Genomic DNA, 25,445 nt, shown 5'->3' with positions numbered 1-25,445 from the left:
TTGTTGTTTGCAGGCGCTTCCCTTTCAAAACGAGCCACGTCGCGATGACCAGCCCGTCTGACGAGACCGTCGATCTCTATCTGAGCGACATCCATAATTTCTTCCAGACGCCGGAAGTGGACCCATTCCTCGGCGAGAACATCGAGGCCTCGGGAATCGATCAACTGATCGACACGATGAACGCGCGCCCGAGCAGTCAGAAGGGCATTGGCAGCATCGTCATCCACCTGCCGGAGGCGATGATCACGCCCGACCTGCCCGCCCGGGTCCGCACCGCCATCACCAATTACTGCAACGCGCAGATCCGCCTCGCCGTGCAGAAGAAGCGCGAGACCTGGCTGGAGGGCCGCAAGGCGCTGCGCATCGGCCTGGTGTTCTGGGCCATCTGCCTGGCGCTGTCGCTGCTGTTCGAGGAAGTGATTTTCACCCGCCACGCCGTCGGCCGCTTGTTCGGCGAAGGCTTCATCATCGCCGGCTGGGTCGGTCTGTGGCGCCCGGCGGAGCTTCTGCTCTACGACTGGCGCCCCTATGCGCGCGAAATGAAGCGCTACGAGGAAATCAAGGCGATGGACGTCCGCATCGTGCCGCGCAAGGCGGGCGAGGAACAATTGACCATCCCACTCTAGGGGCTCATGAAATGGGCTGCCTACCGCCGGCAGAAAGCCATTGCCGCGCACAACCGCCAGCAGCGGACCAGGGCTGCGAGCCAGCGCGTCGGGATACTGGAGTAGTTGGGTCCAGCCTTCCTGCGAAGCGACGCACGCAGGAATCCAGACGCAAAAAAGCCCGGCGCGAAGCCGGGCTCTTCGATTTCAGGTCTGTGCGCGAGGCTCAGACAGCAGCGAGATTCGAAGCCTTGGTCTTGCCGCGATCGCTGATGACGTCGAAGGAAACCTTCTGGCCTTCATTGAGCGAGCGCATGCCGGCCGCTTCGAGAGCAGTCACATGCACGAAGACGTCCGGACCACCGGCGTCAGGCGCAATGAAGCCGAAGCCGCGCGTGGAATCGAAGAACTTAACGGTGCCAATATCGGCCATTTAGAAAACTACCTTAGTCATTCACGCCAGCACCATGCCAGCGCGCCTTCGAAGCGAACAAGATCGGGAACACACCGGCAGCCCTTGAGGCGCTCGACGACATTCACCGATCCGGTTCGCAAACCCAACCAGAGCATCTGATCAATCGTCAGGAGATCAGGGAAAAAATGAAACGGAGTACATCCGTCCGCTTCGTTCATGGACGACCGCTGCATTGACGAATGCGCCTGTCGAACTCCCGCTCTGTTCGGCTGGGATAAGTCACCCTAGTCGAAGGAAACGGTGAATGCAAATTATTCCTCAAGTCTTTTTCAAATGAGCCAGATCGGCCTATCGATCTTCCCCAGGCGGCAAATTGATCAGCTGTAAAAATAGCCTCATAAAAGACCGACTCTTGACAGCGAATTTCTGCTACAATTTCCGGATGGCACATTCATATAAAGTTGGACAGCGGGTAACGATGGACCGGAGCAAGATTTTCAGCTCGGCTCCCGGCATCTATGTCATCGTCGCCGCCCTCCCCGAATCCGGCGGACGGCTGCAGTACCGGATCAAGAGCGAACTCGAGAAGCATGAGCGCGTGGCTGAACAAAGCCAGCTCCATCTGATGCTTGAGGAAGTCTAGCCCGCCACCTCTCCCACGGCGCGAACGCACCGCCAAAGGCCGGACTCAGCTCCGGCCGATCACGCCCCATTTGCCCCGCGATAGAGGCACAGCCACCATGCTATGGCCCGGCGGGTAGCAAGACGGGCGGACTAACCGCCTCGGACCCAGGCCCAAGACCAGCCCTGCCGATACCCAGAGGATGCGCGTAGCACCGCGTCGCGGCTGGATTCGCCTAGCCCGCCTCCCTGCCTGACCTGCCTGACCTTCCAGACCCTGGACATCCCATGAAAAAGGCCCCGCCACAGGTGACGGGGCCTTCCTCCGGCTCGTTCAGAGATCCGTGGATCAGAACTTGTAGTTCAGACCCAGCTTGACCGAATTGTACGAGGTGTCGAATTCGCGGTTGTTGACCGGGTTGGTCGGATAGTTCACGTCGACCAGGGTGACGTCGTTCTTGCCGAGGTCCGTGTAGAGGTACTCGGCCTTGACGGTCACGTTGTTGGTGACAGCGTATTCGACGCCGGCGCCGACCGTCCAGCCCCAGGCCGTGTCGGACTTCGAGGTCTCGAAGGGAGCCTTGCAGCCGCCAATGGTCACAGCAACGCGATTGGCGTCACAACCGAGCTTGTGGTCGACATTCGCCCAAGCCAGACCACCGGTGATGTAGGGCAGGAAGCGATCGGCCGAATAGCCGACGCGCGCCCGAATCGTGCCGGACCAGTCGATCTTGTCCTCGCCGTAATAGGGGTCGAACTGGTTCGAACCACCCCAGTCCTTGCCGACGCCGCTATAGGCGACATCCGCCTCGGCACCCAGCACGATGTTGTTCTGGAGCTGGTAGTTGTAGCCAATCTGGGCGCCACCGAAGCCGCCGGTCAGCGTCTGGCCGAATGCGTTCGGGTTATGCGTGTCCTGGGTATGGCCCCAGCCATAGCCGCCATGAACACCCACATAGAAGCCAGTCCAGTTGAACGCCTCGATCGCCGGTGCAACCGGAGCGGGTTCATAGGTCAGGTCGGCCGCGCCAGCGGTCGACAAACCCATGGCAAACAAGGCAGCAGCGAGCCGGAATTTCATGCAAATCACTCCAAATCGGTAGGTAGTGATTTGGTTGGTAGCACAGCCCCAACGTGCGGGTCCATGGCATAAAGCAACAACGATGCTTTGTTATGGAATCTTATTTGTCATTAACTTTTAACTTTTAGTGAAAATCCAGATATGAAAAGCATAGATATCGGCTAAAATACAGATTACTGCGCATTTGCTTGCAGTCCAAAAGGTTAGAAATGTACCTAACGTACATTTCTAAAAGGAATGTCTTACTTCAACTCACTTAGAAACTTAGATACTTTCTTGTACAACAAACAATAGGAGCCGTCTTGACCCAACCCCTCCAGCGACCTCTCGGGAAGGCTGCGCCAAGAGCGAACAAAATCTGCAACCCTGTCGTGCATTACCAAGAGGAGCAGGGCGCGCGGGGACCAGCGCCGCCGGGCTCGAGAACCGGGCGGCCTTTCCATTGGGGCGCGAGTTGAACTGCGGGGTGCCAGGGGAGCCTGGGCACGGTCCATGTCGCGAGTATCGAGTCGAGTGGAAAATGGTGGGCGGTACTGGGATTGAACCAGTGACCCTTCGCGTGTGAAGCGAATGCTCTCCCGCTGAGCTAACCGCCCTGCCGCCGGGCAGCAAACTGCTCCGGTGAAGGTGGCCGGATATAGATTGCCGCGGCGGATGAAGTCAAGCCGCGCCGGCGGGATATACCACGGGATTGTGAATTGCGCTTTCCGGCTTCCTCGGCCAAATAGAAAGCCCACCTTACGAAATGTATCTCATGCCAAGCGACTCCGTCCTCGGCGCCGGCGCGTCCCCCGCCGCCCCCGCCTATCGAATCACCGCCCTCATCGTCGCCAGCGCGCTGTTCATGGAGCAGCTCGACGCCACCGTTCTGGCCACCGCCCTGCCCACCATGTCAAAGAGTTTCGGCGTGTCGCCGCTCGACATGAGCGTGGCGCTGACCGGCTATCTGCTCAGCCTTGCCGTGTTCATCCCGGCGAGCGGCTGGATCGCCGACCGGTTTGGCGCGCGCAACGTCTTCTGTGCGGCGATCGCCATCTTCATGGCGGGATCGCTGCTCTGCGCCCAGGCGCACAACCTGCCCTTCCTGGTGTTTGCCCGCGTGCTGCAGGGGCTGGGCGGCGCGATGATGGTGCCCGTCGGGCGGCTGGTGATTCTGAAAAGCGTGCCGCGCGCCGATTTCGTCTCCGCCATGGCCTGGGTGATGGTGCCGGCGCTGATCGGCCCGGTGATCGGGCCGATGGTTGGCGGCTTCATCGTCACCTATCTCGACTGGCGCTGGATCTTCTATGTGAACCTGCCGCTCGGTGTGATCGGCATCGCGCTCGCCAGCCACTATATCGACGACATCCGCGAAGAGATCCGCCGGCCGTTCGATGGGCTGGGGCTGCTGCTGTCCGGCACCGCGCTCGCCTCGCTGCTTTTTGCCTTCGAGACGGGCGGCCGCGGCGCGGCTTCACCGCGCACGGCGCTGGTCCTGCTCGCGGTCGGCCTCGTCACCGGCGCGCTTTATATCGCGCATGCCCGACGGCATGCGGCGCCGATCCTCGACCTGTCGCTGATGCGGCTGAAGACGTTCCGCCTGTCGGTCGTTGCCGGCGGCCTGGCGCGGATCACCGCCGGCGCCATGCCCTTCCTGCTGCCGATGATGATGCAGCTGGGCTTCGGCATGTCCGCCGCCCATAGCGGGCTGGTAACCTTCGTCTCGGCGGCCGGCGCCATGGCGATGAAGGCTTCCGCGGCCCCGATCCTGCGCCGCTTCGGCTTCCGCAACACGCTGATATGGAACAGCGTCATCGCCAGCGCCTTCCTGGCGATCTACGCGACCTTCCGACCCGACTGGCCGACCGCGGCCGTCTATCTCGTGCTGCTGATCGGCGGCTTTTCGCAATCGCTGCAGTTCACCGCCTACAACACGATCGCCTATGCCGAGGTCGAGCGCGACCGCATGAGCGCTGCGACCAGCTTCTATACGACCATGCAGCAGATGATGCTGTCCCTGGGGATCTGCGTCTCGGCAAGCGTGCTGCATGTCGCCGTCGCGCTCTCCGGACGGGACACGCCGGTAATGGCCGATTTCTCCGCCGCCTTCCTCACGGTGACCAGCGTGTCGCTGCTCGCCGCCTTCGTCTGCGCCCGCCTGCCGCGCGACGCCGGCGACGATCTCACCGGCCGTACCCAGTGATTCCAGCTCCGCTGCCTGCGACACATCTGCCACGGCCGGTGGATATTGCGTCGCCGGGGATGCACGATAAGGTGGGCTGGTTTACGATCCAAAGCGCTTTGGGTGGATCCGACTCCCCGGCTTTCACACCCGGGTCACCCGAAGCGAGCATTACCGATCTGGCGGGGCCGGCAAGGTCGCGCGACAGGAACCGTCTAGGGAGACCAAGGTCATGACGATCCGCGTTGTTGTCTGGGGCGAAAACGTCCACGAGCAAGAGAATGAAGTCGTCCGGAAGATCTATCCGGAAGGCATGCACACCACGATCGCCAAGGGCCTGGACGAGGATCCCGTCATCGAGGTTTCGACCGCGATGCTGCAGGAGCCGGAACACGGCCTGACCGAGCAGCGCCTGGCCGAGACGGACGTGCTGATCTGGTGGGGCCACAAGGCGCATGGCGAGGTCTCCGACGCCGTCGTCGAGCGGGTCGCCCAGCGCGTCTGGGAAGGCATGGGCCTCATCGTCCTGCATTCCGGCCACTTCTCGAAGATCTTCAAGCGCCTGATGGGCACCCCCTGCTCGCTCAAGTGGCGCGAGGCCGGCGAGCTCGAGCGCGTCTGGGTCATCAACCGCAACCACCAGATCGCCCAGGGCCTGTCCGATTATTTCGAGATCGAGCAGACCGAGATGTATGGCGAGCCCTTCACGGTTCCCGAGCCGCAGGAGACGGTGTTCGTCACCTGGTATGAAGGCGGCGAAGTCTTCCGCTCGGGCCTGACCTGGCAGCGCGGCGGCGGCAAGGTGTTCTATTTCTCGCCCGGCCACGAGACCTACCCGATCTATTACAATCCCGACGTCAAGCAGGTGCTGAAGAACGCCGCCAAGTGGGCCTACAACCCCGCTCCGGCCTGGGCCGGCATCGAGAAGGCGCCGAATACGCCGGCCGACAAGGCCCCGAACGGCCCGCTCACCATCAAGGGCGAGACGCTGCACAAGCATGGCGAGGAAGGCTTCCACTAAGCCTCGCCAAACGCGAAGCGGCGGGCTGGGGCGCATTCCACCGCGCCCCGCCCTCACCCACCGGCTTCGCGACCAGCCTCTCCCCCCGGAGAGGTGAAAGACAGTCCACCCTTTCGGGACATGCTCCCGTCACCCAAGCCCGCCACCCAAGAGTGAAACGCATGGTCAAGATCCTTATCCTGGGAACCGGCAGCATGGCCGAAAGCCATGCCATCGCCTTCAAGGCGGCCCCAGGCGCCACCGTCGTCGCCGCCGTCGAGACCGACGCCACGCGCCGCACCGCCTTCGGCAAGAAGCACGGCATCACCAACTTGTTCGCCGATCTCGATGCGGCGATTGAATGGGGCCAGTTCGACGCCGCCGCCAATGTGACGCCGGACGCCGTCCACTACGACACGACGATGAAGCTGCTCGCCGCCGGCAAGCATGTCTTCTGCGAGAAGCCGCTCGCGACCGACTACCCGCACGCGCTGGTCATGGCCGAGGAGGCCGAGGCGAAGGGCGTCATCAACATGGTGAACCTCACCTACCGCAACTCGCCCGCGCTGCAGAAGGCGCGCGAGCTGGTCGCGGCCGGCCGGATCGGCTCGATCCGCCATGTCGAGGCGTCCTATCTGCAGAGCTGGCTGGTCGGCAAGCAGTGGGGCGACTGGCGCACGGAATCGCGCTGGCTTTGGCGCCTGTCGGAAGAGCACGGCTCCAAGGGCGTGCTGGGCGATATCGGCGTGCATATCGTCGACTTCGCCTCGTTCGGCGCCGATAGCGACATCACCACGGTCGACAGCCGCCTGAAGACCTTCCACAAGGCGGAAGGCGACCAGATCGGCGAATACAAGCTCGACGCCAACGACTCGGCGATCATGATGGCCGAATTCGCCAATGGCGCGATCGGCACCATCACCGCGACGCGCTTCGCCACCGGCCATGCCAACGACCTGACGCTGCAGCTGTTCGGCACCGAAGGCGCGCTGAAGGTGATGACCGACGGCCGCACGTCGTCGCTGGAAATCTGCGTCGGCCCCGATATCGAGACGCAGACCTGGAAGCCGGTCGAGTGCCCGCCTGTTGTCACGACCTATGAGCGCTTCGTGCAGGCCTGTAACACGGGCATCAATGGCGACCCGAGCTTCCGCCGCGCCGCCGAGATCCAGCGCATCCTGGACATGTGCTTCGACCAGGACGTCGTGCGCAAGAAGATCGGCTGATCCCGCCTTCGCTGCCCAACAGTACCTCGGCCCGGCATGTCCGGGCCGAGTGCGTTCTGGAACATGTTTGCCCCATAGAATTTCTCCCGGCGCGTACGAATTGTACCTAGCGTATTATCTCAGTCATTCGGCGGGCTTACTCTTGGTGGACGGTTCGGGCTGGCGTGCCATTTGGGTTGAACGCCACCGAAGCCTGTGAAATCGTCCTCCGCGACTGCGCAGCGCAGTCTGGAATCAAGGGGTATGTCTATGTTTCGCTCGGTTGGATTGGGTCTTTTGCTTGCGTCCGTTGCCCTGACGGGCAGCGCATTCGCTGAGGGATCCAACAGCAAGGCTCCCGTCACAACGGAAAACTTCGTCCGGGCAGAGACCGACAATTACCTCGCGATGAACGCGAAGGTCGTCGGCGGGTTGGGCAAGTTCCAGCACTCCCGCGCGCCCGCTTCGATCGACAACCAGACCGTCATCCGCATGAACCGCGACACGCTCTATTCGTTCGCGGTGTTTGATCTCGCCGGCGGCCCGGTCTCCATTTCGCTGCCGGATTCCGGCAAGCGCTACATGTCGATGATGGTCGTCGACCAGGACCACTACGTCCCGATCGTCGCCCACGGCAACGAGTCGGTCACGCTGAGCCAGGAAAAGCTTGGCACCCGCTATGCCTTCGTGGCGATCCGGACGCTGGTCGATCCCAACGATCCCGCGGATCTCGAGCAGGTCCACAAGCTGCAGGACTCCATCGCGGTCAGCCAGAAGGACGCCGGGAAGCTCGAGCTTCCGGACTGGGATCAGGACAGCCTCACCGATATCCGCAACGGTCTGCTCGTGCTGGCACGGCACCAGCCCTCGTTCCACGGCGCCTTCGGCACGCGGGATCAGGTCGATCCCGTCCAGCACCTGATCGGCACGGCCGCCGGTTGGGGCGGGCTTCCCGACAGCGAAGCCAACTACCAGAGCTTCACGCCGGAGAAGAACGACGGCAAGACGGTCTACACCATCCAGGTGCCGAAGGACGTGCCGGTGAAGGATTTCTGGTCCATCTCGGTCTACAACAAGCAGGGCTTCTTCGAAAAGAACGAGCACAACGCCTACTCGATCAACAACATCACAGCGAAGAAGAACGACGACGGCTCGGTGACGATCCAGCTCGGCGACTGCGACGGCAAGATCGCCAACTGCCTGCCGATCGTCGACGGCTGGAACTATACGGCGCGGCTCTATCGTCCGGAGCAGCCGATCCTTTCCGGCGAGTGGACCTTCCCGGCCGCGATCCCCCGGAACTGATCTTCCGCCGCCAGCACGCGACGCTCGGCCAATCCGCCGAAAATCGACGAAAATGTTAGAAATCGGCCCGGCTTTGCCCGGGCCGATCGCATTTTGGGCTTCCTTTTCGCGCGAAACCCGCCCGGTTGTGTGTTGCGGCGACGACACGCGGCCCGCAAACCGAGCGCCCCGGGCTTGCAATCCCAAATGTCGCAGCTATAAAAAACGCTTCCTTCAACTCCGAACACGGGGGGATTTGCATGGCATCGCTGCATATGGTCGTCGCCCCGGTTAAGCCGGCTTCGGGTTTTCCCCGCCGCTAGTTCGGACGTTCAGCGGACATCGCCTCGGTCTCATTCCGTGGCTTCTTGAGATCCCGCTTCTCGATACTCAAACTGTTTCACCGTGAGCCGTCCGCGCATCGATTGCGCGTCGCTCGCAGTCCTCTTTCTCACTTTTCGGGACCGGATCGGCGTCATCGACGCGTCCGGATTGTCATCATGACTCGATACAGATTCCCCCGCTTTCGCATCCGATGGCGGGCCGATGCCTTCTCCAACGTGCTTGGCTTCACCTTCGCCCATTGGCGCAAGCAGCCTTTGCTGATCGTCGGCATCGGGCTCACCATCCTCGTCTCCACCATGGCCGATGTGCTGCTGCCGCTTTATGCCGGCCGTCTCGTCGATGCGATCGCCGGTGGCATCCAGGACCGTGACGAAGCCCTTTCGGCGGCGTTGCATGCGTTTGGCGCGCTGATGGCGCTCGGCGTCGGGATGATGGCGCTTCGCCATTGCGCCTTCCTCGCCATCATCCGGCTGACGCTGAACATGATGACGGACATTGCGGGCGATGCGTTCCACCGCGTCCAGCGCTTCTCCACCAACTGGCATGCCAATGCGTTTGCCGGCTCGACCGTGCGCAAGATCACTCGCGGCATGTGGGCGCTCGACCTGCTGAACGACACGCTGCTGCTGGCCCTGCTGCCCTCGATCGCCATGCTCGTCGGCACCACCATCCTGCTCGGCTCCTACTGGCCGGTCATGGGCCTGATCATCGCGATCGGCTCGGTGCTCTACATCGCCATGACGGTCTCGCTGTCGCTGTTCTATGTCGCGCCGGCGGCGAGCCTCGCCAACCAGTGGGATACCAAGCTAGGCGGCGCACTCGCCGACGCGGTATCCTGCAACGCGGTGGTGAAGGCGTTCGGCGCCGAGGACCGGGAGGACACGCGGCTGTCGCGTGTCGTCGCCAAATGGCGTTCGCGCACGTCGCGCACCTGGATCCGCGGCACCAATAACGGCACGGCACAGGGCATTCTGCTGGTGTTGTTGCGCGGCGCTATCATCGGCACCGTCCTGCTGCTCTGGTGGCATGGCCAGGCGACGCCGGGCGACGTCACCTTCGTGCTGACGGCGTTCTTCCTGCTGCAGGGCTACCTGCGCGATGTCGGGGTGCATATCCGCAACCTGCAGCGCTCGGTCAACGACATGGAAGAACTGGTGGCCCTGCACGCGCAGCCGCTTGGCATCGAGGACAAGGCCGACGCCGTGCCGATGGTTGTCGGCGCGGGCGAGATCCGCTTCGAGGGCGTCACGTTCCACTATGCCGGCCATAACACGCCGCTTTACAAGGACTTTGACGTCACGATCCGAGCGGGCGAGAAGATCGGCCTGGTCGGCCATTCCGGCTCCGGCAAGACGACCTTCGTCAAGCTGATCCAGCGTCTCTACGACGTCACGGATGGCCGCATCGTGATCGACGGGCAGGATATCGCCCATGTCACGCAGTCGTCGCTGCGGGGCGAGATCGCGATCGTGCAGCAGGAGCCGATCCTGTTCCACCGCTCGCTGGCCGAGAACATCGCCTATGCGCGCCCCGGCGCGTCGATGGCCGAGATCATCGCGGCGGCGAAGCTCGCCAATGCGCATGATTTCATCGAGAGGCTGCCGCAGGCTTATTCGACGCTGGTCGGCGAACGCGGCGTCAAGCTCTCGGGCGGCGAGCGCCAGCGCGTGGCGTTGGCCCGCGCCTTCCTGGCCGATGCGCCGATCCTGATCCTGGACGAGGCAACCTCGAGCCTCGATTCGGAATCGGAGGCGCTGATCCAGGAGGCGATGGAGCGGCTGATGGAAGGCCGCACCGCGATCGTCATCGCCCACCGCCTGTCGACGGTGCGCGCGCTCGACCGCCTGCTGGTCTTCGACCGTGGCCAGATCGCGGAAGAGGGCACGCATGAGGCGCTGGTCCGCATCGAGGACGGCATCTATCGCAAGCTGTTCGAACGGCAGGCGATGGACCTGACCCGAGGCCTCGCGGCCTGACGAGAACGCTTTGGGCCGGCTTGCGGTCGGCCCAAAGCCCCCTTCTCTACGGGAGCACCTTCTGCCGGGGCTCCGGCCGCGTGACGATCCACAGCGCGCAGGCGAGCATTCCGACCGCAACGAGCGCGGCGAGCCACCAGGCCGGCTGCGCCGTCCACCAGAACACCGCATAGCCGATTGCCATGCCGCCGCAGGCCAACCATTTCGCCCTGCGCGGGATGGCGCCCTGCTCCCGCCAGGCGCGCAATACCGGGCCGAAGCGCGGATGATTGAGCATCCATGCTTCCAGCCGCGGCGACGACCGGCCGAAACTCCACGCGGCGAGGATCAGGAAGACAGTCGTCGGCATGATGGGCAGAAGCGCACCGATGATGGCGAGCGCCAGAAAGACGAAACCCAGCACGACATAGCCCGCGCGCCGGCCGACATTCAGGGCCGAACGGGTTCTCGTTCCGGCGCGTTGCTCCGGCTCCACTTTGGAATTGCCTCCGGTTCATCGGGTTCGCAAGGTCGACTTCCACCGCCGGCCCTGCCCGGCGAATGGCACGCGTTGCGCAGCCAGGCAAGAGCCCCCTCCCGTTGAACGCCGCAAGCGCCATCCTTGCAACGGTGGGCGAAGCGAAAGTGAGGCCTCTAGACAGTCGGTTCCGGAGCCGGGCGGCTGACCAGTTCGGCCGCGGCGCGATTGGCGTTGGCGAGCGCCTCCGCCAGGGCGCTGCCCCTGGCGAGGCTGGCGGCCAGCATGCCGATGAAGGCGTCTCCCGCACCATGCGTACTGACCAGCTTGACCGGGATCGCCGGAATCGCGATTTCCTCGCCCGCCGCCGTCACGCAGGCAACGCCCTCCCCGCCGGCCGTGACGACCGCCGTCGGATAGCGCCGCGACAGGATGCGGGCGGCCGCCAGCGCACCCTCCAGGCTCTCCACCACCGGCACGCCGGCCAGCAGTTCCGCCTCAATCGCGTTGACGACGATGATGTCGACCTTCGCGGCCAGCGCTTCGGAAGGCATGCGCGCCGGCGCCGCGTTCAGGATCACCAGCCCGCCGGAATGCTTCGCCGCGTTTGCCGCCGCGACATTGGCGCTGTCCGGCACCTCGTTTTGCAGCACCAGGATCGGCGCAGACGCAAACAGCTCGGCCGCCGCCTGCACGTCCTTCTCGGAAAGCGTGAGATTTGCGCCGGAGACGATTACCGCGCCATAATCGCCCTCGCCGTCGAAGATCGCGACGCTCATGCCGGTGGAGCCGCCGGGCAGGACGCGGACGAATCGGCGGTCGACACCCTGCTGGTCGAGGTTGTGCAGCAGCGTCCGGCCGAAATCGTCCTCCGCCACCGCGCCGACCATCGCGCTGTGCGCGCCGGCATGGGAGACAGCCACCGCCTGGTTGCCACCCTTGCCGCCGCATTTCGGCTGCCAGGATTGGCCTGTGATTGTCTCGCCCTTGCGCGGGCGGGCGGGTCCGCGAACGATCACGTCGTAATGCAGGCTGCCAAAGACGATGACGGTGCGGGCGCTCTCGCTCATAAAGTCTTGTCTCTTCGGTTGGCGGCAACGGCCGACATGGTCTTGTCGAGATTGCGCTCCGCCCGCGCGTAGTCGCGCTGTGCGACCGCCACGAACACGGCGTCGAGAATGTTGAGCTGGGCGATACGCGCCGCCGCGTTCTCGCCCATCAGCGGCGATCCCTGCGCCGTCGAGCAGAGCACGATTTCCGCCTGCTGGGCCAGCGGCGAGCGATCGTAGTTCGTGATCGCCAGCGTCCGCGCGCCATTGCGCCGCGCCAGCTGGATCGCCTCGATCACCGCGCTGGTATTGCCGGAATGCGAGAAGCCGATTGCGATATCGCCGGGTCCAAGCAGCGAGGCCGACATCGCCATCATGTGCGCGTCGTCCTGCACGCTGGCGCGCAGGCCGATGCGGAGGAATTTGTGGCCGACATCGCGCGCGATCTGCGCCGATCCGCCGACGCCGTAGAGATCCCGCTGCTGCGCCCCATGGATCGCATCCACCGCGCGGTCGAAGGCCTCGACGTCGAGGATCGCCAGTGTCTCCTCGAGCGCGTGGATCGAGGTGCGGAACACCTTCTGGATGATTTCGCGCGACGTATCCTCCGGCGAGAGGTCCTGATGCATGCCGGCGGCCGGCAGCCGATTATATTGCGCCAGCGCCGCGCGGAAGCCGCGATAGCCGTCGAACCCCAGCTTCTTGGTGATCTTGACCACCATCGCCTCCGAGACCCCCGTCCCGGCCGCGATCCGCTTCAGCGGCGTCTCCACGCCGAAATCGCGCATCGCCAGCACCGCCTCCACGACATGCGACTCGCGCGGTGTCAGCGACGGCAGCATCATGCGGATGCGCGGGCCGATGGAACTGGGATTGGCGTCTTCGGGGACCATGCGGGACCTCTCAAGCGGCCGGAAGTCTGTCGCCGTCAGTTCGACGGCGCCAGCATGGCTTCCTGCACGATGGCGTTGGACGCAACCGCGTCCTGCCGGTCGATCGCCTCGCCGAGGCGATTGTCGCGCTCCAGCCGGTCGACCACCGTCAGCATGCGCCGGACCGTGGCGATATTGACCTCGCATTCGCGCACGGGGTCCAGCCCGGTCATATCCGGGAAGGTGTCGAAATAGATCGCGCCGGCATAGCCATCGCGCCGGATCTGGCGCAGCAGTTCGATCGTCTGCACCGAATGCACGGCGCCGACCATCAGCCCGTCGTCGCGCTTGGCGTAGCCGTCATTGAGATGAACGCCGAGCAGGCGGCTGTGGCGCGCGATCAGCGCGGCCGCGAAGGCGGGCTGCTCATCGGCATAGAGCACATGGGCGAAATCCAGCGTCACGCCGAGATTGGGCGCGCCAGCCTCCTGGATCGCCAGCAGCGTGGTTGCGCAATCCGGCATCAGGCTGTAGGCGCGCGGCTCATTGGGCTTGTATTCGATGCTGATCAGGCAATCCGGATCATGCGCGCAAACTTCACGAATTCCCGAAATCTCGTGATCCCACATCCGGTCATAGTCGCCCTGGAAGGCATAGTCGAAGCCGTCCTGCCCGAGCCAGATCGTCATCAGGTTGGAGCCGGCGGCGCGCGCCGCATCGATACCGCGCTTGGTGAGGTCGATCGCCTCCTGCCGGACGGCCGCATCCGGATGGGTGAAGGCGCCGAGCTTGAAGGCCGGATTGGTGTAGTAGCGCATGGCGAAGCCATTGATCTGAAGCCCGAGATCGCCGAGCTTTCCTGCCAGGGCGCGTGGATCCTCGCCGACATGGTCCGGATAGTTCAGATCCAAATCCGTCAGCCCCTCCACCTTGGCCGCCCGCGCCGCCATCTGCAGGACGCTCGGCTTGCCCTTCTGGTCCGGCCATTCGGCCTCGGCGCGCGAGGCAAAAGAATTCAGGCGGGTGGCAAAGCGCAAGCTGTTCACGGCATCAGACCTGTTCTGCGGAAGGGCTCCATTCACTTCACACACTTTTAGAAATCTGTAAAGTTTCGGTCGAGCCCGCCCTGCATTTGGAGAATGCTCGCGACAGGTGCCGGCGCCTTTGCTGGCCATCAGGGCTGGTCACACCCCTCTCAGCCGCTATCATCCCCCTCCCTGCGACGGCGCACCCCTGCCCCTTACCCCACGAGGCACCGATGACCCGACTGACCGCCAAGGACTTCCATCCCGAACTGCTCGAGCTCTACGATTTCTACGCGCATGGCCGGATCACCAAGCGCGAATTCCTCGACCGGGCGGCCAAATTCGCCATTGGCGGCGCCACCGCCGCGTCCATCCTGGCGACGATGAGCCCGAACTACGCGCTCGCCGAACAGGTTTCCTTCACCGATCCCGACATCGTCGCGGAATACATCACCTACCCCTCGCCGAACGGCCATGGCGAGGTGCGCGGCTATCTCGTCCGCCCCGCCAAGGCCGAGGGCAAGCTGCCGGCGGTCGTCGTCGTGCACGAGAACCGCGGTCTCAATCCCTATATCGAGGATGTCGCCCGCCGCGTCGCGAAGGCCGGATTCATCGCCCTCGCCCCGGATGGCCTGACCTCGAAGGGCGGCTATCCCGGCAATGACGAGAAGGGCCGCGAACTGCAGCAGCAGGTCGACCCGGAAAAGCTGATGAACGACTTCTTCGCGGCGATCGAATTCCTGATGAAGGACGAGCGCACCACCGGCAAGGTCGGCATCACCGGCTTCTGCTATGGCGGCGGCGTCGCCAACGCCGCGGCCGTCGCCTATCCCGAGCTCGGCGCCGCCGTGCCCTTCTATGGCCGCCAGGCCAAGGCCGAGGACGTGCCGCGCATCAAGGCGCCGATCCTGCTGCACTATGGCGAGCTGGACACGCGCGTGAACGAGGGCTGGCCGGCCTATGAGGCGGCGCTGAAGGCCAATGGCAAGACCTACGAGGCCTATATCTATCCCGGCGCCAACCACGGCTTCCACAACGACTCGACGCCGCGCTACGACAAGGAAGCCGCCGATCTCGCCTGGCAGCGCACGATCGACTGGTTCAAGAAATATCTGGCGTAGCCAGCGCCATCACGCCCTGTGAAATGAAACGGCGCGGCACCCACGCAGGCGTCGCGCCGTCGTCAACGGCCTTTCCAGGCACCGGGCGGTGTGTCCGCCCCGGCCCGCTCCCGGACGCTAGTCCCTCGCCCGCGCGAGCTTGGTCCGCACCGCCGCCTGGTCGTTGGCGGTCAGTTGGGTCGGGCCGAGCTTAAAGGTGATGTTGTCGAGCTTGCCGGTGAAGGCGAAGGGAACCTGGTAGTCCGCGTCGTTCACAGAGGAGCGCGTATCGACGCCGACATCGAAGGTTTCGTCGATCGTCATCAGGAACGGCGTGGAGTGCGGGATCGGCTGGCGATCGACCTCCGCGTCGTCGACCTTGAGCACGCCCGTGCCGCCCTTGCCCGGGCCGGGGCCGTTATAGGTGAATTCGAACGCGATGGTGTGCTTGCCCGGCGTCAGCGCGTCCTTGCCTGCCCAGCGGAAATGCTCGAGAGCGAGCAGGTTGTAGGCGAAGACCGGCTTGCCCTTGAGCAGATAGAAGCCATAGCCGCCGAAGCGACCGCCCAGCGTGGCGAGCATGCCTTCCGCGCCGCCGTCGGGGATCTCGACCTCGGCGGTGATGGTGTAGGACCGCGCCAGGAGATCGGGCGAGGCGCTGGCCGGCACGCCGGAGACCTGGCCCGAATAGCTGAAGCTGTTCCGCCCCGCGGTGGGAGACGGACGCGGCGCCAGCAGGCGCTGGACGATCGAATTGTCGAGCGGGAAGACGTTGTATTTCGCCGCCTCGACGAGGAACAGATCCTTGAGTTCCTGCAGCTTGGCCGGGTTGGCGGCGGCGAGGTCGTTGTTCTGCGAATAGTCTTCGGCGAGGTTGTATAGTTCCCAGTCATAGCCGCCGATGACATCCGGCATCTTTGCAAGCCCCATCAGCCAGGGCGGCTGCGGCGGCGTGGTCGAGGCGATCCAGCCATCGTGATAGATGGCCCGGTCGCCGAACATCTCGAAATACTGCGTCGTCCGCGCCGATGGCGCATCGGCATTCGCCTTGTCCCAGCTATAGGCCATGCTCACGCCCTCAATCGGGCGCTGTGCGATGCCGTTGACCGAGAGCGGCGCCTGGACGCCGGTCGCTTCCAGCATCGTCGGCACGATATCGATCATGTGGTGGAACTGGTGGCGGACGCCGCCGGCATCCTTGATGCGCGCCGGCCAGGCCATCGCCATGCCCTGCCGCGTGCCGCCGAAATGCGAGGCGATCTGCTTGGTCCATTTAAACGGCGTGTCGAAGGCCCAGGCCCAGGGCGTCGCCATGTGCGGCGAGGTCACGTCCGAGCCCCACGCATCGTAGAATTGGAGCTGCTTCTCGACCGGGACATCAATGCCCTGCAGCGCCGCGAGATCGAAGGGCGTGCCGCTCATCGAGCCTTCGGAGCTCGTGCCATTGTCGCCCTCGATATAGATGATCAGCGTGTTGTCGAGCTTACCCTGGTCCTCCACCTCCTGGATGACGCGGCCGATCTCGTGGTCGGTATAGGCGACATAGGCGGCGTAGACCTCGGCCTGGCGGGCGAACAGCTTCTTGTCATCGGCCGAAAGCGTATCCCATTTCGGCAAGCTGTCCGGCCAGGGCGTCAGCGCGGTGTTGGCGGGAATGACGCCGAGGCGCTTCTGGTTGGCGTAGATCTGGTCGCGCATGGCGTTCCAGCCCATGTCGAACTTGCCCTTGAACTTGGCGATCCATTCCGGCGTCGGCTGATGCGGCGCATGCGTGCCGCCCGGCACGAAATAGAGAAAGAACGGCTTGTCCGGCGCGGCGGCCTCGGTCTGCCGGAGATAGTCGATGGCGTTGTCGGCAAGGTCGGTGGTCAGGTTGTAGCCGGGCTTGCCGACCCATGGGAAAACCTGGGTAGTGTTCTTGAAGAGATAGGGCGTCCACTGGTTGGTCTCGCCGCCCATGAAGCCGTAGAAATAGTCGAAGCCCATGCCCACCGGCCATTGGTTGAACGGTCCGGCCTGGCTGTACTGGAAGCTCGGCGTGTTGTGGTTCTTGCCGAACCAGGATGTCGTGAAGCCATTCTCCTTCAGGATCTCGCCGACCGTCGCATTCTCCGGCCCGATGACGGAATCATAGCCGGGGAAGCCGGTCGACTGCTCCGTAACGACGCCGAAGCCGACCGAATGGTGGTTGCGTCCGGTGATCAGGGCCGCCCGCGTCGGCGAGCAGAGCGCGGTTGAATGAAACTGCGTATAGCGTAGGCCGGCATTGGCGACGCGGTCGAGCGCCGGGGTCGGGATGACACCGCCAAACGTGCTGGAGACGCCATAGCCGGCATCGTCCGTCATGATCAGCAGGATGTTCGGCGCGCCGGCGGGCGGCACCACCGTCGGCGGCCAGAACGGCTTCGAGCTCGGCGCGTCCAGATTGATCGTGCCGCCAAAGGGTAGCGGCGGCGCCGGGATCTGCCGGCCGTCGATCGTCTGCGTCGCGCTGGGCGACCCGGGCGTTCCGGTAATCGTCTGCGCATGGGCGGCCGCGATGCACAGGCTGGAAGAAAGCATGAAGAAGGAGAAAAATCGCTTCGAAATCATGGCAGACCTCTCGCAAGCAGCGTGAATTGCCGGCATGAAATATACTATGGAATACGAACCGAATGACTTACGCGCAGGGTGAGGACTTCCTCGCCCGCCGTCGCCACGATACCGAAACGCGACGGAGCCTCAAATATCGTTTCCCTCGCAGGAAAGCACGATGTTGTTACAATCGGCGCGTGAACCTGCCGGCAACCGCCCGGATGCGATGAGTCGGCCGCGGGCATCCCAGCGCGTAAGCGGCGAGGGACGCGAACCTTCACCCCTCCTCGCGCGCCGCCGAGGCTGCCGCCTGGCGCGCCATATTGGCGAGATGGAGTGCTTGCCGGCCAGCGAGTCAACGCCTGGAGCCGATGGCAATACTCACGATAGCGAACCTAACCCTCCGTCAATCATCAAGACTTCCACGACGGCTCGACCCGGCTCTTCCGCTTGGTCAGGATAGGCATGGCGCAATAGGCGGCGGCGCGGAACTTGCCGGTCCTGTATCGGGCAGTCCAGCCGACGCCCCTCGCCTGGACGACTACTCGTGCTGAGCGGACCGCATCTCCGCCAGCCCCTCTTCGCGGGCCATGACCGGCACGTAGCCAAGTTCCCGGCGCGCCTTGCCGATATCGAGCGTGATCTCCACCGCCGAGGTGGCGTAGGCCTGCAGCGTCAGCGGCGGTTTGACCCGGCCTCCAGATAATGCCGCGATAAAATCTCCAACCGAGGCAACGACGCGGAGCAGACGGCGTGGGACTGTCTTGTCAGTTGGCTCGATATCTTGCGTTTCCAGGAGTTGCGAGACGAACTCGCGAAACGCAACCGGCTCGCCATCGGAAACGAAATATACCTCGCCAGCCCGACCCTCAAGCAAAGCGAGTTCGACCGCCGCGCAGAGATTGGCACGTGGGTGGTCGAGGTCAGATAAGTGCCGCCATCAATCCAGGCGAACTTGCCCGAACGGGCTGCGGCGCAGAGCTGCGGCAGCGCTGTGGTGTCATCGCGTCCCCAGACCAGACGCGGACGCAGCGCGACGACTGCGAAGCCCGGGCGATTGCTCGCCAGCGCGATGCGTTCCGCTGCCGCCTTGCTGCGCGAATAATTGCCGGCGGGCTTGCGCGGCAGTTTCGCCGACTCGTCGACATGCACTAGCGGTCTTCCATCGGCGAGGACGGATTCGCTGCTGATATGGATTGCCCTTCGAATGCCGGCCTTGCACGCCGCCTCAAACACGATCCGCGTGCCGTCCTCGTTGACGCGAGTCTGCACCCGAGTGCCGGGGCCATGGTTGGTATCAGCAGCCGCGTGAATCAGTGCATCGCAGCCAGCCATTCCTTCGCCAATGTCGGAGCTCAGCATGTCCCCGTGATAGGGCGTCGCGCCGAGATCCTGCACCGTCTCGGCCGAGGCGGCGCTGCGGACCAGCGCTACCACTTCCATGTTCCGATCGCGGAAATGGCGGATGAGGTTACGGCCCACATAGCCGCTGCCGCCTGTCAGGAAGATGCGCCGAAAAGGGACGAGCGTCTTCGTTGCCCCGATGCACGGGACCTCGGTCGTTACAGTCATGAGTGTCTGCCTTGAGTTGGATCGGGGCTCAGTCGGTCGCCAAGTCCGACAATGCTGCCTCGCCGGGCACCGCCGTCACGAGCCATTGGATCTCGCGGATAATCCGGTCGCGCTCGTCGCGGGCGAAGTGGTGAAAGTCGAGATATTCGAGGAACTTCAGGCCTTCCAGCGCCAGATAGGCGAGCAACGCTCCCCGATCGGAAGCCGAGGTCTCAAGGATCCGCCCGATCGTCTCGGCCTGGTTGGCACGCATCTTCCGGCGCAGGCCATCGTCCAGCGTCAGTGCCGCGCTGAGGTTCAGGGCGACGGCCCGGAACGCCTCCGGTGGCGGCTCGGCCGCCGCCAGGATGCGCCCGCGGATTGCGGAGCTCGGACCTGCCGGCAGGACTTCCTCGACGCGCGCATGATGCTCTCTGTCGCGCTGGAAGGCACGGTCGACGACGGCCTCGATCAGCGCCTGCTTGGTCTTGTAGTCGTAGATCACACTGGCCTTGCTGATCCCCGCCTCGAGCGCGACCGCATCCAGTGTGACGTTGGCGGCGCCGCTGCGCCCGACCACCCGCTCCGCGGCATCGAGAATAGCCTGCTGGTCGATCACGCGTTTCCGAGCCACTTCATTTTATCCAATTAATTACCAACTGGATGGTTATTAATTAAGCCGAACGCTTGTGTCAATTCGGGATGAGGAGCCGGTGGATGCAAAAGACCGCCATCACCACGTTTTTTGACTCCGCTCTGGAAAGGTGGCCGGATCACGAACATCGAGGTTCATTCGGCAAACAAACCGGGTCGCCATCGCCCGAAAAATTTCGCTCGCCCCGAGCGCTTCGTGTCGAAATGGAGCCTCGGCATTCGTCGTCTGGTTAGCCCGGCCGCGATCGGGTCGAAATCGAAAGGAAAAGCGATGGCCATTGCCAAGAACACGATCTGCGTCTGGTACGACAAGGACGCCGAGGAAGCCGCCCGCTTCTACGCCAAGACGTTTCCCGACAGCGCCGTGCATGCCGTCCACAAGGCGCCCAGCGATTATCCTTCCGGCAAGGCCGGCGATGTGCTGACGGTCGATTTCACCGTCGCCGGCATCCCCTGCATGGGCCTCAATGGCGGCACCGCGTTCAAGCACAGCGAAGCCTTCTCGTTCCAGATCGCAACCGACAGCCAGGAAGAGACCGACCGCTACTGGAACGCCATCGTCGGCAATGGCGGCCAGGAAAGCATGTGCGGCTGGTGCAAGGACAAATGGGGCATCTCCTGGCAGATCACGCCGCGCGTGCTGACGGACGCGATGGCGGCCGGCGGCGACGAAGCCAAGCGCGCCTTCGAGGCGATGATGGAGATGAAGAAGATCGACGTCGCCAAGATCGAGGCGGCAAGACAGGGGTGACGCGGCATGTCGGAGTGGCCGCCGTAGGATCCTCTCCGATCGTCGTTGGCCAAAAGCGACGGCATGGAGAGCGCCGAGCTTGAGATGTGACACTGATAGGCTGGCCGCAATTACGGCCACCTAAATGAACGGTCGACGCTACACGTCCCCAGAACGAGCTTTGCTTCCGATCATTGGACACAAGCGAGGCCTCGCTAGATCGACCGGACACACGGCGGAGCACTCGGGCGCCCGAGTGCCGCGGCACCTCGACTCCGGCGGACTAACTAGGTGTGCAACGAGAATCTCAGTAGATATCAGGGAGCAACCGAGGTGATCACCGATGTCTTTCACCCTTAAGCTCCCAGATATTTCGAGAGAAGCCGTTGAGATCGAACTCACACCAGGCTCTTCAACGTTCTTCGTCGGAGCCAATGGCAGCGGAAAAAAACCGTCTAGCAGCGCAAGCTGAGATCCAGTGGGGCGAGAGCGCCCATCGTATCTCAGCCCATCGCTATTTGGGACTCAATCCGACGATTGCAAAGATTAGCGAGAAAAAGGCGCGCACCGGACTGCGCTTTGGCTACGCTGACGCCCCAGGCGGGGCAGGACTAGCTCATCGTAACGGTACCAGGTGGGGCAGCAAGTCCGAGACCTACCTTCTCAACGATTTCGACTTTCTCATTCAGGCTCTGTTCGCAGAGCAATCCAACGTTGCCCTACAAACCCACAATGCCGTTCATGCTGGCACTCTCGAACAACCGGTACCGACACGCTTTCAGAGACTGACTGCCATCTGGGACAGAATTCTTCCCCATCGCAGACTTCTCATTACGGGAGATGACATCAACATATCGGCGGATGGGCAGCCATCTTACAGCGCGGCCGACATGAGCGATGGAGAGCGAGCCATCTTTTACATGATTGGGCAAGTGCTAGTAGCTGAGGCAGATTCGGTCTTGATCTTTGACGAGCCGGAACTTCATGTGCACCGCGCAATTCTCAGTAGACTTTGGGACGAGGCGGAAGCAGCAAGACCCGATTGCGCCTTTCTCGTAATCACACACGACTTGGAGTTTGCTGCGTCGCGACCGGGCCAGAAGTTTGTAATCCGCAAATATCAGGCGCCGGGGCAATGGGAGATTGAGCCGGTGCCTGAAGGTACCGGCTTTAGCGAGGAGCTAGCGACCCTAATTCTCGGTAGCCGCAAGCCGATCCTGTTCGTGGAAGGTACAGGAACTAGTCTCGATCTCGCAATCTATCGGGCCTGCTATCCTGAATGGACTGTGCTGCCGAGAGGCGCGTGCGAGAATGTCATCCACGCTGTGGCGACGATGCGTCGGAACGCGAGCCTTACTCGCATAACATGTGCTGGTCTTGTCGACGCCGATGACTACAGCGAAGAGGATAAGAAGCTGCTTGCCGAATTCGGGGTTGGCACACTCCCCGTCTCAGAGATCGAAAACCTACTTCTGCATCCAGACGTCGCTATCGCCATCTTGGAAGAGGAAAAGTTTCAAGGCGCTGAACTGGAGGCCAAGCTAGAAGCGCTGATGGACGAAGTAATAATAGAGGTCTCAAGGCCCGGCGCAATTGACGAAGTTGTCCTGCGATACTGCAGGAGACGGATCGATCGCACGCTTAAGAAGATCGACTTTAAGGATGTGAAATCGCCTGTTGATCTTGCAGAGACTTATACTGAACGGACGGCGGCGCTGGATGTCGCAGCTGTCGCCAAGGAGGCGCGCGATCGGATCGATAGTGCCATTGAAAGGCGAGACATGCCGGCTTTGCTGGCCAACTTCGACAACAAAGCTCTTCTTGCGCTGGCGGCGAAGCACCTCAAGGGCAATTCTAAAATCGCGTTCGAAAGTTGGGTGATACGAACAATGCGCGACCCCAAGTTGGACAGGCTGAGGTCTGCGCTGAGCAAAATCCTCCCTACTATAACGGCTCACTAAGCCGGCGCCGCTCTCACCTTTTATTCGCCCTCGGTCCCTTCAGAACCGGGGTCTTGGCGCGGTTTTCGTCCTGGAGTTTTCGCCTGCGGCTGAGGCGGTCGGGGTCGAGCGTGCCGGACTCTACCGCCTAAACGGCGCGTCCGGGCTACTGCTCATGCGTGCAATCCCAAGATGGCCGCAGGCAACGGCCAATGCGTGCGATGGCGTTGCTGAGATCCATCGTTGAAAAACTACTTGTGACGCGGCGCCAAGCGGCGTACATGCCTTCCGTCGCGAAAAGCGACCGCTTCCCTTGATCCGCTGCGTGGCGGAGTAAACAGGTGGACGAATTATCGTCCAGGCGGTCAAGCACAAGCCGACCCTGCGATTGCACGCACGGTCCGGCAAGCGTCTCCCGGAACGACACCGCCTGATTTACAGGCCTCCCCGCAAGCCCCTGACGCCGAACGGCGCCGGCATGCTTGCACCTATCGGAACGCGCCATGAGCAAACCCCTCACCGTCATCTTCACCGCCATCATCCTCGATGCCGTCGGCATCGGCCTCATCTTCCCGATCCTGCCGTCGCTGCTGCGCGACGTCACCCAATCCGAAAACGTCGCCGCTTACATCGGCATCCTGACCGCGCTCTATGCCGTCATGCAGTTCATCTTCGCGCCGGTGCTGGGCTCGCTCAGCGACCGGCTGGGCCGCCGCCCCGTGCTGCTGATCTCGCTCGCCGGCGCGTCGGTCAACTATCTGTTCCTCGCCTTTGCGCCCAGCCTCTGGATGCTGCTGCTCGGGCGCGCCGTCGCCGGGCTGACAAGCGCCAATATCGCGGTCGCCACGGCCTACATCACCGACATCTCGCCGGAAGATCAGCGCGCACGCCGTTTCGGCCTGTTCAACGCCATGTTCGGCATCGGCTTCATCATAGGGCCGGTGCTGGGCGGCGTGCTGGGCGACGCCTGGCTGCGTCTGCCCTTCATCGCCGCGGCGCTGCTGAACGGCTGTAACCTGCTGCTGGCCTTCTTCGTCCTGCCGGAGTCGCGCACGCCCAGCCGCGAGCCGATCAAACTGACGGCCCTCAATCCAATCCGGCCGCTGCGCTGGGTCTTCTCGATGAAGAGCCTGTTACCGATCATCCTGATCTTCTTCGTCTTCAGCGCCACCGGCGAGGCCTATGGCACCTGCTGGGCGCTGTGGGGCCATGATGCCCTCCAGTGGAACGGACTGTGGATCGGGCTCTCGCTCGGCGCCTTCGGCATCTGCCAGGCCCTTGCGCAGGCGTTCCTGCCCGGCCCGGCGGTAAAATGGCTCGGCGAACGCGGCGCCATCCTGACGGGCGTCGCCGGCGCGTCGATCGCGCTGCTCGTCATCGCGTTCGCCAGCGAAGGCTGGATCGTCTTCGCGATCATGCCGATCTTCGCGCTGGGCGGCATCGGCGTGCCGGCGCTGCAATCGCTGGCGACCCGACAGGTCGACGAAAGCCAGCTGGGCCAGTTCCAGGGCGTGCTGGCGTCGACGGTCAGCCTCGCGACGATCGTCGGGCCGCTCACCTTCTCAAGCCTCTATTTCCTGTTCCAGGATCAGTGGCCCGGTGCGATCTGGCTGACGGTCGTCGTGGTCTACGCGATCAGCGTGCCGCTGGTGCTCGGGTTGAGGTTCAAGCCGCCGGCGGCCGATCCCGTCCCGGCCGAAGGCTGAGCCGGAAACGGCTCAGCGCTTGTTGCCCCTCGGCCCCTTCAGAACCGGCGTCTTGGCGCGGTTTTCGTCCTGGAGTTTGCGCCAGCGGCTGAGGCGGTCGGGGTCGAGCGTGCCGGCCTTGACCGCCGCCTGCACCGCGCAGCCGGGTTCGTGCTCATGCGTGCAATCGCGGAACCGGCAATTCGGCGCGAGTTCCGTGATCTCGGCGAACAGCTGCTCGATGCCTTCGGCTGCGTCGCTGACATGCAGCGTCCGCATGCCCGGTGTGTCGATCACCCAGCCGCCGCCGGCAATCCGGTGCAGCGAGCGCGAGGTCGTGGTGTGGCGGCCCTTGGCGTCGCTCTCGCGGATGCCGCCGGTCTGTTGCGGCGCGTCCTGATCGGGGCCTGCCAGCGTGTTCAACAGGGTCGACTTGCCGACGCCGGAGGAGCCGATCAGCGCCACCGTCTGCCCCTCCCCGCACCAGGGCGCGAGCGCTGCCGCCGCCGCGCCGCTGCGGCCATCCAGCGTGACGCATTCGAGCCCGCGCTGCAGCGCCGTCACCTGCGCCGCATAGGCATCGGCGTCCTCGACGGTGTCGGCCTTGGTGAGCAGGATCACCGGCCGGGTGCCTGCCTGGTTGGCGAGCGCCAGATAACGCTCCAGCCGGGCGACGTTGAAATCGGCGTTGCAGGAGGTGACGATGAACAGCGTGTCGACATTGGCGGCGGTCAGCTGCGGCTGGGTGCCGCCCTCGATCCGGCGCTGCAGGAGCGTCTTGCGTTCGAGCCGGCGGCGCAGCCAGTTGGTGCCCGGCTCCACCAGCACCCAGTCGCCCACCGCATAGTCGCCGGTGTTGGTATGGGGCTGCAGCATCATCCGGTGCGGACCATCGACCGAGACGGCGCTCATCCGCGCCCGGTGCACGGTCGCGATCCGCATCGGCACCAGGCCGGCATCGTCGGGTCCGATTTGGTCGGCGAAGAAATCTGACCACCCCATCCCCGCCAGCGTCGAGGGTTCGGCGGCCGGGTCGATCCGCAGCTCGCTCAAGATCGGGCCAGGCGTTGGGGCGTCATCGTCATGGACAGTTTCCCGGGTAACAGGGGGCTAAC

The 25,445-nt window shown here is 63.7% G+C and carries 22 protein-coding genes and 1 tRNA gene; 11 read left to right on the top strand and 12 right to left on the bottom strand.

What is annotated here, in order from left to right; all coding sequences use genetic code 11:
- Positions 1-44: 44 nt before the first annotated feature.
- Positions 45-626: a hypothetical protein gene (locus ACHMWQ_RS14525; RefSeq protein ID WP_396307997.1), complete on the top strand. Its 582-nt coding sequence runs from the start codon at positions 45-47 to the stop codon at positions 624-626.
- Between the two features lie 205 nt (positions 627-831).
- On the opposite strand, the gene ACHMWQ_RS14520 is transcribed toward ACHMWQ_RS14525, so the two are convergent.
- Both ACHMWQ_RS14520 and ACHMWQ_RS14515 read right to left on the bottom strand, forming a co-directional pair.
- Complete coding sequence (locus ACHMWQ_RS14520; RefSeq protein ID WP_018184614.1) at positions 832-1,038, bottom strand: cold-shock protein; 207 nt, start codon at positions 1,036-1,038, stop codon at positions 832-834.
- A 17-nt stretch (positions 1,039-1,055) separates the two neighbouring features.
- Entirely contained in the window at positions 1,056-1,238 is a 183-nt protein-coding gene (locus ACHMWQ_RS14515) for a hypothetical protein (protein ID WP_354549007.1), read from the bottom strand.
- Between the two features lie 260 nt (positions 1,239-1,498).
- Here ACHMWQ_RS14515 and ACHMWQ_RS14510 point away from each other — a divergent pair, with 260 nt between their 5' ends.
- Positions 1,499-1,663: a hypothetical protein gene (locus tag ACHMWQ_RS14510; protein ID WP_354549005.1), complete on the top strand. Its 165-nt coding sequence runs from the start codon at positions 1,499-1,501 to the stop codon at positions 1,661-1,663.
- 327 nt (positions 1,664-1,990) lie between these two features.
- Here ACHMWQ_RS14510 and ACHMWQ_RS14505 read toward each other — a convergent pair whose 3' ends face one another.
- Positions 1,991-2,722 carry an outer membrane protein gene (locus tag ACHMWQ_RS14505; protein ID WP_396307996.1) on the bottom strand — a complete coding sequence of 244 codons (732 nt, stop codon included), beginning with the start codon at positions 2,720-2,722 and terminating at the stop codon, positions 1,991-1,993.
- Positions 2,723-3,243: 521 nt separating this feature from the next.
- A tRNA-Val gene (locus ACHMWQ_RS14500) sits at positions 3,244-3,318 on the bottom strand.
- 158 nt (positions 3,319-3,476) lie between these two features.
- Here ACHMWQ_RS14500 and ACHMWQ_RS14495 point away from each other — a divergent pair.
- The 5 genes from ACHMWQ_RS14495 (at position 3,477) to ACHMWQ_RS14475 (ending at position 10,693) form a co-directional block, all read left to right on the top strand.
- Positions 3,477-4,904 (top strand): DHA2 family efflux MFS transporter permease subunit, encoded by a 1,428-nt coding sequence (locus tag ACHMWQ_RS14495; protein WP_396307995.1) that lies wholly within the window; start codon positions 3,477-3,479, stop codon positions 4,902-4,904.
- A gap of 211 nt (positions 4,905-5,115) precedes the next feature.
- Positions 5,116-5,904, top strand: coding sequence for a ThuA domain-containing protein (locus ACHMWQ_RS14490; protein WP_396307994.1), 789 nt, complete (start codon positions 5,116-5,118; stop codon positions 5,902-5,904).
- Between the two features lie 161 nt (positions 5,905-6,065).
- Positions 6,066-7,109: a Gfo/Idh/MocA family oxidoreductase gene (locus tag ACHMWQ_RS14485; RefSeq protein ID WP_354549000.1), complete on the top strand. Its 1,044-nt coding sequence runs from the start codon at positions 6,066-6,068 to the stop codon at positions 7,107-7,109.
- A 387-nt stretch (positions 7,110-7,496) separates the two neighbouring features.
- On the top strand, positions 7,497-8,393 hold the full coding sequence (locus ACHMWQ_RS14480; RefSeq protein WP_396307993.1) for a DUF1214 domain-containing protein: 897 nt from the start codon (positions 7,497-7,499) through the stop codon (positions 8,391-8,393).
- A gap of 479 nt (positions 8,394-8,872) precedes the next feature.
- Positions 8,873-10,693, top strand: coding sequence for an ABC transporter ATP-binding protein (locus ACHMWQ_RS14475; protein ID WP_396307992.1), 1,821 nt, complete (start codon positions 8,873-8,875; stop codon positions 10,691-10,693).
- Positions 10,694-10,739: 46 nt separating this feature from the next.
- Here the strand turns inward: ACHMWQ_RS14475 and ACHMWQ_RS14470 are convergent, their stop codons facing one another.
- The 4 genes from ACHMWQ_RS14470 to ACHMWQ_RS14455 form a co-directional block, all read right to left on the bottom strand.
- A complete protein-coding gene (locus ACHMWQ_RS14470; protein ID WP_396307991.1) occupies positions 10,740-11,168 on the bottom strand; it encodes a YbaN family protein in 429 nt (142 codons plus the stop codon).
- A gap of 158 nt (positions 11,169-11,326) precedes the next feature.
- On the bottom strand, positions 11,327-12,220 hold the full coding sequence (locus ACHMWQ_RS14465) for a ribokinase (protein WP_396307990.1): 894 nt from the start codon (positions 12,218-12,220) through the stop codon (positions 11,327-11,329).
- Entirely contained in the window at positions 12,217-13,092 is an 876-nt protein-coding gene (locus ACHMWQ_RS14460; RefSeq protein ID WP_396307989.1) for a MurR/RpiR family transcriptional regulator, read from the bottom strand. The genes ACHMWQ_RS14465 and ACHMWQ_RS14460 overlap by 4 nt, the downstream gene beginning before the upstream one ends.
- A 35-nt stretch (positions 13,093-13,127) precedes the next feature.
- Entirely contained in the window at positions 13,128-14,108 is a 981-nt protein-coding gene (locus tag ACHMWQ_RS14455) for a TIM barrel protein (RefSeq protein ID WP_396309451.1), read from the bottom strand.
- 221 nt (positions 14,109-14,329) lie between these two features.
- Between ACHMWQ_RS14455 and yghX the strand changes: the two genes are divergently transcribed.
- Positions 14,330-15,217 carry a YghX family hydrolase gene (gene yghX, locus ACHMWQ_RS14450; protein WP_396307988.1) on the top strand — a complete coding sequence of 296 codons (888 nt, stop codon included), beginning with the start codon at positions 14,330-14,332 and terminating at the stop codon, positions 15,215-15,217.
- Between the two features lie 117 nt (positions 15,218-15,334).
- Here yghX and ACHMWQ_RS14445 read toward each other — a convergent pair whose 3' ends face one another.
- From ACHMWQ_RS14445 to ACHMWQ_RS14435, 3 genes are all read right to left on the bottom strand, one after another.
- A complete protein-coding gene (locus tag ACHMWQ_RS14445) occupies positions 15,335-17,788 on the bottom strand; it encodes an arylsulfatase (RefSeq protein ID WP_396307987.1) in 2,454 nt (817 codons plus the stop codon).
- Positions 17,789-18,445: 657 nt separating this feature from the next.
- Positions 18,446-19,342, bottom strand: a complete 897-nt coding sequence (locus ACHMWQ_RS14440) for an NAD-dependent epimerase/dehydratase family protein (protein ID WP_396307986.1) — start codon at positions 19,340-19,342, stop codon at positions 18,446-18,448.
- A gap of 28 nt (positions 19,343-19,370) precedes the next feature.
- Entirely contained in the window at positions 19,371-19,940 is a 570-nt protein-coding gene (locus tag ACHMWQ_RS14435; RefSeq protein WP_396307985.1) for a TetR family transcriptional regulator, read from the bottom strand.
- A gap of 312 nt (positions 19,941-20,252) precedes the next feature.
- Between ACHMWQ_RS14435 and ACHMWQ_RS14430 the strand changes: the two genes are divergently transcribed.
- The 3 genes from ACHMWQ_RS14430 to ACHMWQ_RS14420 all read left to right on the top strand — a co-directional run bounded on the left by ACHMWQ_RS14430 (position 20,253) and on the right by ACHMWQ_RS14420 (position 24,351).
- Positions 20,253-20,726, top strand: a complete 474-nt coding sequence (locus tag ACHMWQ_RS14430; protein WP_396309450.1) for a VOC family protein — start codon at positions 20,253-20,255, stop codon at positions 20,724-20,726.
- A 413-nt stretch (positions 20,727-21,139) separates the two neighbouring features.
- On the top strand, positions 21,140-22,666 hold the full coding sequence (locus ACHMWQ_RS14425; protein WP_396307984.1) for an AAA family ATPase: 1,527 nt from the start codon (positions 21,140-21,142) through the stop codon (positions 22,664-22,666).
- Positions 22,667-23,148: 482 nt separating this feature from the next.
- Positions 23,149-24,351: a TCR/Tet family MFS transporter gene (locus ACHMWQ_RS14420; RefSeq protein WP_396307983.1), complete on the top strand. Its 1,203-nt coding sequence runs from the start codon at positions 23,149-23,151 to the stop codon at positions 24,349-24,351.
- 12 nt (positions 24,352-24,363) lie between these two features.
- On the opposite strand, the gene rsgA is transcribed toward ACHMWQ_RS14420, so the two are convergent.
- Positions 24,364-25,332 (bottom strand): ribosome small subunit-dependent GTPase A, encoded by a 969-nt coding sequence (gene rsgA, locus ACHMWQ_RS14415; RefSeq protein WP_396309449.1) that lies wholly within the window; start codon positions 25,330-25,332, stop codon positions 24,364-24,366.
- Positions 25,333-25,445: the final 113 nt, after the last annotated feature.

The organism is Kaistia sp. UC242_56, from assembly GCF_044452255.1.
Classification (GTDB): domain Bacteria; phylum Pseudomonadota; class Alphaproteobacteria; order Rhizobiales; family Kaistiaceae; genus Kaistia; species Kaistia defluvii_A.
Note: the sequence above shows the minus strand (reverse complement) of the source record. Positions and strands in the feature narration are given on the sequence as shown.

Excerpts from the sequence above, each read along its gene's own strand:
- ACHMWQ_RS14525 (WP_396307997.1), top strand. The coding sequence starts at position 45 with ATGACCAGCCCGTCTGACGAGACCGTCGATCTCTATCTGAGCGACATC.
- ACHMWQ_RS14520 (WP_018184614.1), bottom strand. The coding sequence starts at position 1,038 with ATGGCCGATATTGGCACCGTTAAGTTCTTCGATTCCACGCGCGGCTTC.
- ACHMWQ_RS14515 (WP_354549007.1), bottom strand. The coding sequence starts at position 1,238 with ATGAACGAAGCGGACGGATGTACTCCGTTTCATTTTTTCCCTGATCTC.
- ACHMWQ_RS14510 (WP_354549005.1), top strand. The coding sequence starts at position 1,499 with ATGGACCGGAGCAAGATTTTCAGCTCGGCTCCCGGCATCTATGTCATC.
- ACHMWQ_RS14505 (WP_396307996.1), bottom strand. The coding sequence starts at position 2,722 with ATGAAATTCCGGCTCGCTGCTGCCTTGTTTGCCATGGGTTTGTCGACC.
- ACHMWQ_RS14495 (WP_396307995.1), top strand. The coding sequence starts at position 3,477 with ATGCCAAGCGACTCCGTCCTCGGCGCCGGCGCGTCCCCCGCCGCCCCC.
- ACHMWQ_RS14490 (WP_396307994.1), top strand. The coding sequence starts at position 5,116 with ATGACGATCCGCGTTGTTGTCTGGGGCGAAAACGTCCACGAGCAAGAG.
- ACHMWQ_RS14485 (WP_354549000.1), top strand. The coding sequence starts at position 6,066 with ATGGTCAAGATCCTTATCCTGGGAACCGGCAGCATGGCCGAAAGCCAT.
- ACHMWQ_RS14480 (WP_396307993.1), top strand. The coding sequence starts at position 7,497 with ATGAACGCGAAGGTCGTCGGCGGGTTGGGCAAGTTCCAGCACTCCCGC.
- ACHMWQ_RS14475 (WP_396307992.1), top strand. The coding sequence starts at position 8,873 with ATGACTCGATACAGATTCCCCCGCTTTCGCATCCGATGGCGGGCCGAT.
- ACHMWQ_RS14465 (WP_396307990.1), bottom strand. The coding sequence starts at position 12,220 with ATGAGCGAGAGCGCCCGCACCGTCATCGTCTTTGGCAGCCTGCATTAC.
- ACHMWQ_RS14460 (WP_396307989.1), bottom strand. The coding sequence starts at position 13,092 with ATGGTCCCCGAAGACGCCAATCCCAGTTCCATCGGCCCGCGCATCCGC.
- yghX (WP_396307988.1), top strand. The coding sequence starts at position 14,330 with ATGACCCGACTGACCGCCAAGGACTTCCATCCCGAACTGCTCGAGCTC.
- ACHMWQ_RS14445 (WP_396307987.1), bottom strand. The coding sequence starts at position 17,788 with ATGATTTCGAAGCGATTTTTCTCCTTCTTCATGCTTTCTTCCAGCCTG.
- ACHMWQ_RS14440 (WP_396307986.1), bottom strand. The coding sequence starts at position 19,342 with ATGACTGTAACGACCGAGGTCCCGTGCATCGGGGCAACGAAGACGCTC.
- ACHMWQ_RS14425 (WP_396307984.1), top strand. The coding sequence starts at position 21,140 with ATGGCAGCGGAAAAAAACCGTCTAGCAGCGCAAGCTGAGATCCAGTGG.
- ACHMWQ_RS14420 (WP_396307983.1), top strand. The coding sequence starts at position 23,149 with ATGAGCAAACCCCTCACCGTCATCTTCACCGCCATCATCCTCGATGCC.
- rsgA (WP_396309449.1), bottom strand. The coding sequence starts at position 25,332 with ATGGGGTGGTCAGATTTCTTCGCCGACCAAATCGGACCCGACGATGCC.